Source organism: Clostridium sp. AF34-13 (genome assembly GCF_003477845.1).
GTDB classification, from domain to species: domain Bacteria; phylum Bacillota; class Clostridia; order Lachnospirales; family Lachnospiraceae; genus Butyribacter; species Butyribacter intestini.
The window spans coordinates 29,772-44,785 of the sequence record NZ_QUEB01000001.1 but is presented as its reverse complement, the minus strand read 5'-3'; the positions used below and the strand labels follow the sequence as shown (position 1 = coordinate 44,785).

The following is a 15,014-nucleotide window of genomic DNA, read 5'->3' as shown; positions in this document are numbered from 1 at the left end:
AGTTATAATACCAGATATTTCTAATCAGTTCTCTGGGCTTTCATCTTTACTTTCATCTCATACATACGCTCATCTGCCCTTGAACAGACTCCGTCAGTTTTCGGCATATCAAATTCCTCACTGCCTGCTATTCCATAAGAAGTCTGCATAAAATACCTATTCCCGCCTTTATTATCCTCATCGATAAATTCAAGCATTTTGTTGATACATTTCTTTATTTTTATATCATTCATCGACTTTTTGATGATGACACAGAACTCATCTCCACCCATGCGGCAGACCGTGCCTATATCATCAAAAGCATTTTTTAATATCCCGGAAAATCTCGTGATAAGCATATCCCCTTCTTCATGACCATATCTGTCATTTGTTCTTTTCAGATAATTCAGATCTAGCCACACCACACAATACGCTTCACTGCCATTGTCAAGTTTTTCAAATTCTTCCATCGACTTCGCCCTGTTGTATAGTCCGGTCATGGAATCAGTATATGCCATCCTAAGCAACACTTGTCGTTCAACATCATCCTTAAAAACTTTCATATAATTCATAAGATAGCTGAATAATAATGCTAATATTATGTAAATATTTCCTACAGGCATAAGATATACAGGCAAATCTGACATACCACCCGGATTTTTTGAAAGAACAAATGAAAGCAGTGGTATCGTATTACTTATTATAAGTACCCATAACACAGATGCTCTCAACTTGTCATCAACATTGTTGAATATTCTCCTAAAATTAGCAATAAACAGGCTTAAAAGTCCCATTATCATAAATACCCGGTAATATCCTGACACCCGGTTTAAATGAAAATCATAGAAGAAATAAGCAATTACTGTTACAAATGTTGCCGCTATATCAACCATAACATATATTTTCATGTACCATCTGAATCTGCATCACCCTGACTTATGTCTCTCTAACCTTTAAATTTAAGTGCTTTTTTAAGCAGCTTTATATTTTCATTCATAAGCTCAATGTAAGACACACCGTTTTTTAACTGTTTTGCCGATACCATGTGACAGGTATTAAATACCTCTACTTTTGCCCCTGTCTTTTTTGCTATCTTCTCTGCCACATCTGACTTATCATTCTCACTTTTAAATATAACCGGAATTTTTTCTTCCTTTATTCTCTCTTCAAGATAAGATATTGTCTGCTTTTTAGGTTTCTGATATCCACCACAGACAGGATATGCCGCACTATAAGCAAGGCCAAGTTCGCTTGCCATGTATCTCATCGAAAATCCATCGGCAAATATAAGATGCTTAATTCCTGCATTTTCGGACACTTCTCTAAGCTCATAATCTACATCTTCAAGTTTCTTTATATATTTTTTAGCATTTTTCTTATAATAATCTGCATTTTCTTTATCGGCATCACAAAGCTTTTCCTCTATAATTGAAACAATCTTTTTTGCACATACCGGTGAAGTCCACAAATGTTCATCATATTCACGCTGTCCTGTCTGCTCCTTTATGTCGCCATCTTCATTCAGCGAACTCACAATATCTGACGCATTATCCATCATAGGAACTTTTTTAATTTTCTTTGCTTCTTTACTTTTTACTTTCAAAAGGCTGTCAACCCATTTTTCAGAAGTTCCACTATTGTAAATAAGAACATCCGCCTTTAATACATTTGACATATCCGTTGAATCCGGTTTAAATGAATGTAAATCCTGTCCAGCCGGAACTATCATCGAAAGCTCCACTTTGTCACCTGCTATATTCTTCACAAAATCATAATATGGGAATATTGTCGTCACCACCGATAATTTCCCACTTTTTTCATTATCCTTTTGTGAGCCTTTCTTGCAGCCTGCAAGTGAACATATGCAAATAAGCAAAAGCGTACAAACAAGTAATCTCTTTTTAAGTTTCATATCTTTCCTCCTGAGTTTTTCTTTTTTCTGTGTCTTGAGCATACGATAATAATACTGAGAAGAAATATTTCTTTGCAAAGTGCGGACACTCCAAGTCTGTTCTGCAGCTTCTTTCTCATACCATGCACGGGCATCATGGTCTTTGACCTGCAATAAAGCCGAGTAATGCGACCATGACAATAACCCAACAGATTTTCCAGACGGTGTCTGGAAAATTTCAGGATAAGTCTTATAAAAAGAATAAAAGCTATATAAATTTGATTTTGTATAACCTCTTCCATATTCAGCCGACAATTCTTTTGCCAGCTTTTTTATAACTTCAGCTCCATATTTTGCCCTGTCCTCACCCTGTAATTCTTCTTCTGCAATTCGATACCCAAGCAGCCAGTTTCTCTGTATCAGTGTTGTATTGACCGCCTGATATGCAGCTTTTTGTGAAGACTCAATAATCCCACACATATCATTTAAAATGTCATCAGTTTTAACAAAATTATCCATAAGACTATTTTGTCCTGTTTTTTGTAATTTATTATCCATAGCCACCGCTCCTTTGGATTTCGATTTCAATTAAAACACTATTTTCCAAAAGTTGTCAATCTCTACTACTAATCTCTCATCTATAATCATATTTTTAAAATAAGGCTACCGCAATCCCACTGGCTTTAGACGATGGGTTAAGGTAGCCTTATTTCAATCACCGGTACAATCTACAATAAATAATTAGTTTTTTATTGTGCTAAATCAATTTCCAGACTGTACCCTCTCTTGTATCTTTTATTTCAATTCCTTTAGAAAGAAGTTCATCTCTTATGGCATCTGCTGCCGCAAAATCCTTTTCTTTGCGTGCTGCATTTCTCTTTGCTATCATATCTTCAACCATTGCCTTAAGTCCGTCATCCGCTGTCTTTTCTTCCTGCTCTTTCAAAAGGTCAAGTGATAAAACACTATCAAAATCTTCTACAAGTGCTCTCTTTGTAGCATCATTTGTATCTGCCTTTAACACATCATAGAGAACAGTAACCGCCTGTGATGTATTAAGGTCATTTCCCATTGCATCAGCAAATTCATTCTGATACTTTTCAAATATCTCTTTGTCAACCTCACCCTCTTTAGAAAGTGATGATGTTCTCTTGACGAGTTTTTCGTAAGTCGTCTTTACATTGTCCATTACATCATAGCTGAACAAAAGCGGCTTGCGGTAATGTGACTGTAAGCAGAAAAGTCTGTAAACAAGCGGATTGTAGCCTTTTTCCTCAAGAAGTGATACGGTAAGGAACTCTCCTTTTGACTTGCTCATCTTTCCTGACTTGTCATTTAAGTGCTGGACATGGAACCAGTAATTGCACCATTTATGACCGATGTATGATTCACTCTGGGCTATCTCGTTTGTGTGATGTGGGAAAATATTATCGACACCGCCGCAGTGAATATCCAGATACTCGCCAAGATGTTTCATGCTTATGCACGAACACTCAATATGCCATCCCGGATAACCTACTCCCCACGGACTGTCCCACTTAAGTTCCTGTGAGTCAAACTTTGATTTTGTGAACCAGAGGACGAAATCCGTTTTGTTTTTCTTATTGTCATCCTCCTCTACATCGTCACGCACACCGACCTGAAGTTCCTCCTCATTCTGGTTTGACAAAACATAATACTCTTTGAGTTTTGATGTGTCAAAATAAACATTTCCTCCTGCCACATAAGCATATCCCTTTTCGATAAGCACTTCTATCATATGAATGAACTCAGGAATACAATTTGTCGCAGGTTCAACAACATCAGGTGTCTTAATGTTTAACTTGCCGCAGTCGCTGAAAAATGCGTCTCTGTAAAACTTTGCGATTTCCATGACTGTCTTATGCTCTCTTTTTGCACCCTTGAGCATCTTATCCTCACCGCTGTCCGCATCACTTGTCAAATGACCTACATCCGTGATGTTCATAACTCTCTTTACATCATATCCCGCATAACGCAGATATTTTTCAAGAATGTCCTCGACAAGATAACTCCTTAAATTTCCAATATGTGCAAAATGATATACCGTAGGACCACAGGTGTACATCTTGACCTTTCCCGGCTCATTTGGTACAAATTTATCAACTTTTTTCGTCAATGTATTATAAATATTGATGTCTCTCAACTTGCTTCCTCCATTTATCTGTTATATTTGTACTGTCAGCACAACATACATATTATAGCATTACGATTTTAATTACACACTATTTTTCTATGTTAAAAAAATGCATATATGTTTCTTTTCGTAACAGTCCAACCTTGCATTTCTTACATTCATAAACCTGCCGGCGAGCTGTCAGTCGCTGCTTTGCAGCTTTTATTTATGTAAAAAAAGATATAATTATTTTTTTCATTGTATATGGTACTAAATTTTCCCGCATTTATCAAGTCCGTTATTGAAATAAACAGCATTATGGGTAACAGTTCAGCCCCTCATTTATTACATTACAAATATTATTCATATTATTTACCTTTCCTCCCTTGAAACATCTTGCGATAAACTATATAATGATGTTGGGGTCAAAATACCTTTTGACCCCAACATCATATAATATATTTAAGTAATTTATGAAAAATCATCTTAATAATAATGGAGGTGTTAGTTTATGAGCAATACACAAAATTCAAGTTTTTCACTTTTAAACCAGAAAGAGATTGATTCCCTCATAGGTTTCCTCTCAGAGCAGAAAAATTCTTTAGACAGTGATGTATTAAGCCAGAAAAGCATAGATAAACTTATTAAACTTATTTCAAGTGACAGTGACAGGATTATCACGGATGTATTTGATCCATTTGCACATGTTGACAACTCTGTACTTGCAACTCTTGGTTTCCGAGAGGATGTTTCACAGTTATGCGAACTTAAGTTTTCTGTCAATGAAACTACAGATTACATCATCCTCACGGCTTACAACACTGTTACGAATAAGGAGCTTGTCATAACTCCAAATCTTATCAATGCAAATGATACTACTGACTGGGGCTGTTCTATTTCGCCTGTATTTTTCAATCGTATAGCAAAAGTATTTTCATTTAAATACACACAACAGACTCATGATGCCGTATGTAACTGTTTTGCTAAACACACATACGGTGATGCAAACCATAAGATTCCTGAGATTTATCTTCCGGTAAATGAAAAACTTTTAGAGTGCCTTATCTGATGATAAGTTGACGGTATTATGAGTCGTCAGCATAGCTGATTGCAAATATCTGCCTGATTTATCATGCATCAAAGCAAGCACAAAAAACTCAGGCGTATATTCTAAAATAACTTAGCATAAATATTATTTACTCTTTATGCTAAGTTATTTTTTGTCTTTATCTATCTTTCGATTTATTTCTACTCCCCTTCACTCAACATCCGACTTACTGTTTCATCTTTTTTTCTATAATATGATATGAGCCTGCAAACATAAGTAATTCCTACGGTCAATCCGACAGAAACAATTATTTGCCTGCTTGTCAATGTCCCATTTGTAAATGCATATTTTCCTAAAAACATATTTAAAGCACACGCAAACAAAATGCTACTGCTATATCTAAAAAATACTTTTCTCTGTAACTGAGCATAACTCATTCCAAAACTTCGCAATACCCCATATTCATATCTGTGTTTCTCCCAATCTATATAAATACTCAAATTAATATAGATACATATGATAATTGCACAAAACAGCAATATTGTATTACTTAGAACTGATGTATAAGCTGCCATCAGCTTATCATCACTTTCTCTGTTTTCTGAAGAATCTAACAAGCCTCCCTGTATTGATGCCATTGTAAACATAACATTTTTATCCACTTCTTTTTGTATAAATAACGGTGCGTCTTTTTTCATTTCTATTGTTATTGTGTTACATCCCAAAACCGTTCTGCTTTTTATAGCTGTTTTCTCATCCATAACTATTTCTATGCCATTGTACTCTTCACTACTTCCACTAAGCACAGCACCAACATTAAATTTTTCTGAATAAAACTTTACCTTTTTCTCATCACCTCTTATTCCCCCGAGCCGTATCATCCCATTTTCTTTAATTGACGGACTTGCTATCTCTTTATAGTCCGGCAAAATAACTATACAGGATTTTGATTTATTGTTTTCAAAACATGTATTTTTAATTTCTTTCTTTTTCACAAAGTCTTTAAATTCTTTTTCTCTTAAAACTGTCACAAGCACATTATCTGATACCGGCTTGTACTTTTCTGTTTTAACCGAAACCTGTTTCCACAATCTATTATTTTTTTCTTTAGTTTCGGCATCACTTTCATCTAAAGAATACAATCTGTTTTCTTTTATATAATTTTTAAAATACTCATCTACATTATTTTTATCCAATAATATTGAACATCGCTTTGTTTCCGCTTCGATGGACATACTTATTTTATCCTTATACTTATCAAATACATTTAAAACATCAAACCCAAAATACTCTTCTCCATCTGTCTCTATATAATACCCCCTCAACGGATATGCACTTGCCTCACTTTTGCTACACAAATAATACTCAATATTTTCTGATTTACAACTAAAAGTATTCATAAAATAAAACGATGCAATCGTAAAAAAAATACATACTGTCTGAACAATAATAATGCTTATATCTATTTTTCTAAATCTGTATTTTCTGTTTTTTCTAAAATTATTATTAGAAAATAACCTGGAATGCTGTTCTATTCCCATAAGTATAAAATAACTACATATTGAAATCATTGCAAATACAATCATCATTATCAAAACATTATTATTTAATGAGCTTAGATAATATCTGCCATATTCCCCAAAAACATTACTTATATATGTGTTGCCAATAATCACTGATAATATATATCCTGTCAGCACTCCAAACCATATAAATATCTGCATTATATAAAAGAAAAGTCTTTTTATTTCTTTTGTTGTCATTCCTAATACCTGAAATAAATGAAATGTATTTTGATTGCGAATAACAAATGCTCTTATCACTACAGCCTGCTCTAATAATAGCATTATTCCCAGTAAGATAGGATACCAAATATTTATATTTATCATATCTTCATTATCACTATATCCATGCCAATGTAGTTTTTCATTAGCACATATAGCCTCTTCGGAAATGTTTTGAAATAAGACATTTTCTATATCACTCTTTGCTTTTTTAAAATCAAGTTTTTTCTGCAAAATAACTAAAGAGTTTTTTACATCTTTATCATTTTTCTGTCCACATATAATTGACGGATATACTTTTGTTTCCAACTCTTTGTCATATGATGTTGATATAACTGATGAATAATTTGAAATAACTCCCGTAACCTTATAATTTATAAATCTGCCATCCTTTTTTAATTTTATATCAAAAGGTAATTGTGTATTTTCTTTTCCAAATAACTTAAGTAAATATTCTTCGACAACAATCTGATCAGATCCTTTTACCCATTTTCCTTTAATCAATTTAAAAGCAAGTGTCGCACCCATATCTTCTGTCATCGTTCCAATAGTTATTTTTTTGTTTGCATATTCTACATTTCCAACCACTCCAAAATGTTCATATTTAAAATCAATACATTTTTGTTTTATTTCTTTTTCACTTTCATTATCAATATCCGGTAAAACCATAAGAAATTTTCCATATTTGTTTACTGTATTATCCTGCTTTGTCTTTATAATAGTTCCACTAAGCGAACTAACCATAAACATAAATGTAAATCCTACAATAACAGAAACAAAACTACAAAGCATCAGCTTTTTTTCATTGCCAATAAGCACCCCTATTAACTTAATTTGTTTTTTTATTTTTTTATTCAACTGTAATCTCACCATCCTTTATGCGAATTGTCTGAGTACAATTCTCCATGAGATTTTCTTCATGTGTAACTATTATATAAGTGGTTTTATATTCTTTGTTTAGTTTACTAAATAATTCCGTTATTATCATGGTATTTTCAGAATCAAGATTTCCGGTCGGCTCATCTGCAAACACAATCTTTGGTTTTAAAAGCATCGCTCGTGCTATTGCTACACGCTGTTGTTCCCCACCAGATAATTGATATGATGTTTTCTTTGTCAATTTATTTATTCCTAATTCCTGTAACAGATACGCATAATATTCTCTGTCATAATTCTTTCCATTAATATAAGCAGGACACAAAATATTCTCTTCTACACTTATGCGTGGTATTAAATGATATCCCTGAAACACAAAACCAAAATTATTTCCTCTCAGCTTTGCCAATTTACTCTCTCCCATAGAGCCATATCTTTTCCCACAATAATAAACATTTCCCTGAGACGCCTTATCAATACCGGCAAGAATATTTAGAAGTGTTGTTTTTCCACTACCACTCTTTCCATATATCAAATTGACAGATTCATTTTTTATCTCAATACTTACATGCTTCAATACATTTGTTCTAGAATTTCCGTTTTCATATGATTTTGAAATATCATCACATGACAATATTATTTCATCCTTTTTTATCATTATTTCCCCCCGTATTATACTTTACTTTAAAGCTCCGGCTTTTGACCGGAGCTAATATTTAAATTTACAAATTTTATCAAATATCTAACAAAATAGTGTTACTTAATTTGCCTGTTTTATCTCCCCTTCTCCTTTAATCTGTCCACCTTGTGGTATCAGGTTACATCTTGGATCTACACCTACATTAACCGTATATGTATTTTTATTTATTTTTCCATAACCTGTTGTATGTACTTTTCCATCTGCTTTTTTATAACTTCCTTTATAATCTTTCTTTAAAAAACCATTTCCATCTAAATCAACAGAATATTTTCCAACAAAATCAACTAGATTTTCTGTATTATATCTATATGTCGAAGCCTTACTTTCACAATTTGTAGTTTTATTTTTAAGATTAAATTCCTTTTTCCCTATAACATTACTGACCATGCTAAATCTGAAATTATTTGCAGCCGATGCTGCTGTACTTCCTCCTAAAATAGCTATAATACTTGCTACCACAATACCTTTTTTCACATTTTTAATCATATATATATCTTCCTCCACTCTGTTATATTTCGGTGTTCAGCATATAATTTAAACATATATTTTATGCTGTATATTTGTTTCATTCAAACTTTATCATACAAAACATTTTTTGTCAAGTTATTTTATAATCAAAATATTGTTTCAAACAATATTTATTATATCCTTACATTGTTATCCATAAAACTGTATTTTATAATTATTTTAGTGTATTTATTCAGAAAGATATGGGGTATGTTATGAATATTACAGCAGATAATTTCGGACATATGTTCAACTATATATTAGAACTTACAATTATTTTATATACATTAAAAAATATACTTTTAATAGCACTTAACAGCATAAAAAACGATATACAGCTCTTGCACTTTTTGTTATTATGGCTTTTTTATACATTTTTAGCAGATTTTCCTTTACCTTATACATTCATTATCTTACCTGTATCACTACTTATTTTTGCTGAAAATCCATTATTGAAATCATCCTGTAATGTTATGCTTGCATTTTTATATTTAAACATAATATGTGCCATCTGTGTATCATTTGTTTCCATAAACAATGTTATGTTTTCTGTTGCTTCTGGTAACACATTTACACAGACAACATCCTGTTTTTTCAGTAACTATATTAGTGTTACATTTGAAACTGCGTTCTGGTATCTCATAGCAGGCCTGCTGTCCGAGCTTTTTTATCCACCAATAAATGTACTTGGTGCAATATCATTATTAATACACCATTGCTTATCTGACAAACCGCTCTTACGACACTGCATGACAAGGTCATAAATTTTATCATAGTATAATTTTTTATTTGCCATATTTATTTTCTCCTCACTTTGTGTAATTTTGTAGTAAACAGCTCCATTATTGAATAAGAAACTTCAGGATTATTGGAGTGAATATTTCCAATTTTGAGACAATTTAATTATGGCATAATATTTTTAAATGTGCTATCCGTGAGAATATTTTGTGCTTATGTATCAAAAAAGCGGTGACATTTTACTTTTGTAATCTGTCATCGCTTTTTTATTTATCATTATTTCATGATGTTTGTTTCAAAATGTATTCTGCCCTACTTATGTTACGAACCATCATACCATTATCTGTTTTAACTCATGCATCATTATCAAAGCTTTACAAAGCACTCAGTTTCTTTTCTGAGTTTGTCAGATACATTCTGATTTGTATCCATTTCTTTGTTTACATCATTCATATCTGCAACTAATGAATCAACGCTCATGGCTGCACTTGTCACTCCATCAGCACTTTCCTCTACAGCCTTAGTAATTCCATTTATGGCATCGACCATAGATTTTATTGTCTTTTGCATATCATTAGACAATCCGGTAAACTCATCCATTATATTTTTTATATGAGTTGAATCATCATTATACTGCTTACCACTGGATACAAAATCATCATAATCAGGAAGTATCGTTTCATCTACATAATCAACAATCTTATTTGATGATGAAATAAGACCTTCAACTGCTGAGATAACCATCTCATTTATCTCCTGAATGTTGTTTGCCGTATTTCTGCTGGATTCTGCAAGCTCTCTTATCTCATCTGCAACAACCGCAAAGCCTTTTCCTGCCTCGCCCGCCCTTGCAGCCTCGATAGAGGCATTTAACGCAAGAAGATTTGTCTGGCTTGATATACTTAAAATATCTGAGGTAAGCTGTGATATTTTTTCAACCTTTTTGCTTTCTTTCATCGCATTCTTAAGTTCTTCGATAATAGAGCCTACCATCTTAGTTGTCTCATCCTTGTTTGCCTGAGCAGTCTCCTGAAGCTTTATCGCTCTCTCATTCATCTCATTGGAATAATCTACTACATTGCCTGTCTCAATCGTCATCTTGTCAACCTTAGTATTTGCAACAGCAGTATTTTCATCTATATTTTTAACCGTTGCGGCAACCTCTTCCATTGTAGCTGAAAGTTCTTCCATAACAGCAGATATATCACAGGCACTTCCATTCGCCGTATTTACTTTACCCACAACATTACCTACAGTCTCATCAAGCTGTTTTGAATTTGATGTTATCTTTTGCATTATAGACTGAAGTTTTTCTATAAATACATTGATATTTGTCGCAACTTTGCCAATTTCATCTTTTCTGTTAATGTTTATTCTCTTTGTGAGATCTCCTCTGTCCTGATTTATCTCATCTATTATAACACCAAGTTCTTTGTCTATCTTTTTTAACGGTTTTATGACAATAAGCTCAATACATAATACTACTGCTATTATAATTATAATAACCATGATAAATGCAGTTGTGGTAACTAAATTTGCCTGTGAACTCTTAGCCGAAAAATCTCTTACCTGTGATTTTGTTATCTTATCATTTGATGCTATCATTTTATCTGCCATACTTTCAACAACAGTACCATATTTGCCAAGTGTTCTGTTTGCATCCTCAAGTGCTGTCATAGCATCTGTCGAAGCAATCTCTCGTATCTCATCGACCTTTTTTTCATATGTCCGGTAATTAGCTTCTAATGTATCAAGCTGTTTTTCCAGTTCATCCGACTGGAGCATGGTATTCAATTTTTTAAGATATGATTCTGTATCATTCTTTAATCTGGTTATGTTCTTGACAACACTTTCACGCTGTGAATCCTGAGTGATAAGACAATATGACATTACTTCCTTTTGCATCTCGATAACATTTGATTTGACTGCATCAAGACAGCTTACACTGTTTATCTGCTTTTGAGCTATATTTTTACTTACATTACTCACACTCCTTAGCGAAACACCTGTCATTGCAAGTGACACCATACTGCATATTCCAAGTATCAATACCGGAATCACAAGATAAATCCTTACACTCCTAAACTTCATACTCATAATATTACCTCTTTCTCTATAGTCTGTTCTTATCTATAGTCTTCTCTTAATAACTGCTTATTTTTTCTGATTCATCATCACTCTTATCAATATTTCTGATAACAGCATAATAACCATCTGAATCATTTATTTTTATATACACTCTGTCTCCAACCTTGTGCTTCATAAGACTTCTTCCTATCGGGGACTCAATGCTTACCATATTGTTTATCGCATCAGATCTTATAGTCGTTACTATCTTAAAACATTCTTCCATATCATCTTCTTCTATGTAAATAGTAACAGAATCATTTAATCCGACCTGACTTTCATCAGAATCATCTTCAATAATCTTTGCAGTTTTTATCATCTTTTCAAGATACCTGATACGACTCTCATTTCTGTTTTTGAACTGCTTTGCTGCCTTATATTCAAAATTCTCACTCAAGTCTCCCTGTGCTCTTGCCTCTTTAACATCCTCAAGTGCCTGTTTTCTGACAACAAGTTTTCTTTCTTCCACCTCCTTCTTCATTTTTTCAACATCTTTTCTGGTCAATCTGTCATACACGAAAACATCTCCTTCAATCTTTTTATCATATACATATATTAACATTATTTTTTAGAAAAAACTATAGTATTTTATATATTGTTAAACTTTTTGGTAACAATTCATTGCCGGACAACAATGCAAATCTCAAATGCATTTCACCACATAACAAAATCAATCAATCAAAATCTGTTTTATGTAACACACAAAAAAATCATGAATATATTCTTATTAAAAGTAGAGTATTACAACTTTTTGCAATATATCTTCTTTAATTTTATTTATATACAGGAAGAAAATTTATGGCACTCTTTTTTAATCAGGCTACCCTTTCACACAATGGAACATCAACAGTTTCAAACATCACTACCGGAGAAATCATCGAAGCCTTAACAGCAACAAAAACAGCCATTGTACCGACTTACAACGCCAACAGCACCATAACTTATGTCCTTAGTCTATTAAATTCAAGTCAGGCAGCAATATCAGGTCTTACAATCACTGATACACTTGGTTCTTACCCATTTGGTGCCCTCACTTTAAAACCGCTTGACTATATTGAGGGTTCAGTCAAATACTATATAAACGGTGTATTACAGGCGGCTCCTGCTGCCACAACCATTCCTGAACTTGCTTTTTCAAATATAACTGTTCCCGCAGGCGGCAATACCACTATCATATATGATGCAAAAATAAACAATTTCGCTCCTTTGTCAACAGACTCTACAATTACAAATACAGCATCAATATCAGGCAATGATATTGCAAATCCTGTTACGGCTGCTGAAACAATTTCTACTGAAAATGGAACAAACTTAAGTATAAACAAATCCCTCTCACCTACAACAATTACAGAAAACGGTCAGATAACTTATACTTTTGTAATAGAAAACTTTGGCAATACTGCCGCTGCTGCTGAGGATCTGCTTAGTATCTCGGATGTATTTACACCGGCTCTCAACAATATTTCCGTGACTTACAACTCTGCACCATGGGCTGAAACAGGCAACTACACATATGATGCCACTACAGGAAGTTTTGAAACTGTTGCCGGTAAAATAACAGTTCCCGCTGCCACATACACACAGGATCCTGCAACCGGAGCCTGGAGTATAGCACCGGGAACAACAACCATCACTATTACAGGACGAATCTAACGATTCGTCCTAGAATCTGATGATTCGTCCCCAAATTTACTGTTTCATTCCGGAACTAATTTTCCTGAATATCGTCTATTGTTATCTTACTTTCGTGTGGTATTGGTTTCCACTCGACTTTCTTAAAGAGCGCTATGTATTTTACATAGCGTTCTATCACATCATAAATAGGCCATGTAAGACAATATAATACTTTTTTCCAAAAACTTACTTTTTGGATTCGTTTTCTTTCTATTATAAATATGTATATTGCCATCCATATATTTGCAAGATACATCCCTATTCTGTAAAAAATTCTCATCCATATAACAAGCAAAACGCATATCGCATATGACTTCCATCCCGGTTCAAGATTTATGGTAACATTTCCCGTGAACTGTCTGACAAGCTTTGAAAGCCATGTACCGTTTCTGAATATATACATCTGTCCGCCTGCATTGTAAATGGTGAAAGGAAATAAAAATAAATTCCAGAAAAGCCACTTAAATGCGGTAATTATCTGTTTGGGCAGAAGCTGTGCAAAAGTATCAAACGACATAAATCTGTGTCTTATGGTACGCCATAAAAATCTGTACCATGTATCGTCTTTTTCCCACTTTGTATTTTTATCTATAAAAATATTCTTAAATAATCCCCAGCCACTTTCCCCAAATGCCTGAAGATGTCCCTTAGCCCATCTTAAACGCTGGCGCAAAGCAACTTTTAAGCTTGTAGGCTGCTCATCATAAAATATCGCATCGTTGTTATATGAAATCTCATAGCCATTTACCACGCAGTCGGCTGTCAGTGATCTGTCCTCTGTAAGTGATGTATATTTCCAGCCGTCCTTTACTATCTCATTTGCGAACAAAAATCCAGTACCCTGAATATTCGTAGCAAGATGAAGAAATGATCTTGTGCGGTGACGCTGTCTTATCGAACGGAGCCAATGAATTGCATAAAGCGATGCTATCCATCCCTCAGTAAGATTTTTTGTACTTCTATATGATGTGATTATCTTCTCCCCTGCATCAAATGAATCGTTCATTCTTGATATATAATCTCTTTTTAAAAGATTGTCAGAGTCAAATATAAAATACCCCTCAAATGACTGTATTCCATAATCTTTTTCAATCTGCTCAAAAAGGTATTTAAGACCAAATCCCTTTGTCCTCTCATCAGGATTATTATGCTCATAACAGATTGCACCAAGCTCCTGTGCTATCTTTGCCGTATTATCCGTACAGTTGTCAGCAACGACAAAAATCGTTAAGAGTTCCTGCGGATAATCCTGCTTTTTTATGCTGTTTATAAGATTTCCTATAACAGGCTCCTCATTTCTAGCCGGAATAAGCACCGCATATTTGTGATTATTCTTAGCCGGTTTAAACTTTCTTGTACAGAAAAGCCCTATTATCATATATGGAACATTATGTATGCTCAATATTTTCATAAACATCCCGATAGCCGTAAACAAAAACAGGCTGGGAGTATAAATATTGCCTAAAAAATGTCCTATATCGTCTATAATTCCAACACTTAACAACACATTTGTAATATTCATTATTCTCTCCACTCCATAATACTTTTGTATCTTT

Annotated in this window: 13 protein-coding genes; 2 read left to right on the top strand and 11 right to left on the bottom strand. The window is 33.6% G+C overall.

Translation table 11 applies throughout. The features are described 5' to 3' along the window. Positions 1–20 precede the first annotated feature (20 nt). The 3 genes from DWZ63_RS00150 to cysS form a co-directional block, all read right to left on the bottom strand. Positions 21–887 (bottom strand): sensor domain-containing diguanylate cyclase, encoded by an 867-nt coding sequence (locus tag DWZ63_RS00150; RefSeq protein WP_055943998.1) that lies wholly within the window; start codon positions 885–887, stop codon positions 21–23. A gap of 38 nt (positions 888–925) precedes the next feature. Next, on the bottom strand, positions 926–2,428 hold the full coding sequence (locus tag DWZ63_RS15575; RefSeq protein WP_082440728.1) for a zinc ABC transporter substrate-binding protein: 1,503 nt from the start codon (positions 2,426–2,428) through the stop codon (positions 926–928). Positions 2,429–2,627: 199 nt separating this feature from the next. Further along, positions 2,628–4,025, bottom strand: coding sequence for a cysteine--tRNA ligase (gene cysS / locus DWZ63_RS00140; RefSeq protein ID WP_347474809.1), 1,398 nt, complete (start codon positions 4,023–4,025; stop codon positions 2,628–2,630). 490 nt (positions 4,026–4,515) lie between these two features. Between cysS and DWZ63_RS00135 the strand changes: the two genes are divergently transcribed. Next, positions 4,516–5,073, top strand: a complete 558-nt coding sequence (locus tag DWZ63_RS00135; RefSeq protein WP_022014719.1) for a hypothetical protein — start codon at positions 4,516–4,518, stop codon at positions 5,071–5,073. Between the two features lie 179 nt (positions 5,074–5,252). Here DWZ63_RS00135 and DWZ63_RS00130 read toward each other — a convergent pair whose 3' ends face one another. From DWZ63_RS00130 to DWZ63_RS00110, 7 genes are all read right to left on the bottom strand, one after another. After that, positions 5,253–7,694: an FtsX-like permease family protein gene (locus DWZ63_RS00130; protein WP_118498135.1), complete on the bottom strand. Its 2,442-nt coding sequence runs from the start codon at positions 7,692–7,694 to the stop codon at positions 5,253–5,255. Further along, positions 7,687–8,370 (bottom strand): ABC transporter ATP-binding protein, encoded by a 684-nt coding sequence (locus tag DWZ63_RS00125; RefSeq protein ID WP_118498133.1) that lies wholly within the window; start codon positions 8,368–8,370, stop codon positions 7,687–7,689. Before DWZ63_RS00125 ends, DWZ63_RS00130 begins: the two co-directional genes overlap by 8 nt. A gap of 102 nt (positions 8,371–8,472) precedes the next feature. Beyond that, positions 8,473–8,898, bottom strand: a complete 426-nt coding sequence (locus DWZ63_RS00120) for a hypothetical protein (RefSeq protein WP_118498132.1) — start codon at positions 8,896–8,898, stop codon at positions 8,473–8,475. A 418-nt stretch (positions 8,899–9,316) separates the two neighbouring features. After that, on the bottom strand, positions 9,317–9,487 hold the full coding sequence (locus DWZ63_RS15570) for a hypothetical protein (RefSeq protein ID WP_182431399.1): 171 nt from the start codon (positions 9,485–9,487) through the stop codon (positions 9,317–9,319). 99 nt (positions 9,488–9,586) lie between these two features. Further along, positions 9,587–9,715: a hypothetical protein gene (locus tag DWZ63_RS16085; RefSeq protein WP_279217352.1), complete on the bottom strand. Its 129-nt coding sequence runs from the start codon at positions 9,713–9,715 to the stop codon at positions 9,587–9,589. Positions 9,716–10,023: 308 nt separating this feature from the next. Next, positions 10,024–11,754, bottom strand: a complete 1,731-nt coding sequence (locus DWZ63_RS00115) for a methyl-accepting chemotaxis protein (protein ID WP_118498130.1) — start codon at positions 11,752–11,754, stop codon at positions 10,024–10,026. Positions 11,755–11,800: 46 nt separating this feature from the next. Then, complete coding sequence (locus tag DWZ63_RS00110) at positions 11,801–12,301, bottom strand: GreA/GreB family elongation factor (protein WP_055944013.1); 501 nt, start codon at positions 12,299–12,301, stop codon at positions 11,801–11,803. A gap of 281 nt (positions 12,302–12,582) precedes the next feature. On the opposite strand from DWZ63_RS00110, the gene DWZ63_RS00105 reads away from it, so the two are divergent. Beyond that, on the top strand, positions 12,583–13,437 hold the full coding sequence (locus DWZ63_RS00105; protein WP_118498128.1) for a hypothetical protein: 855 nt from the start codon (positions 12,583–12,585) through the stop codon (positions 13,435–13,437). Between the two features lie 55 nt (positions 13,438–13,492). On the opposite strand, the gene DWZ63_RS00100 is transcribed toward DWZ63_RS00105, so the two are convergent. Continuing rightward, positions 13,493–14,980 carry a glycosyltransferase family 2 protein gene (locus tag DWZ63_RS00100; RefSeq protein WP_118498126.1) on the bottom strand — a complete coding sequence of 496 codons (1,488 nt, stop codon included), beginning with the start codon at positions 14,978–14,980 and terminating at the stop codon, positions 13,493–13,495. Between the last annotated feature and the right edge of the window lie 34 nt (positions 14,981–15,014).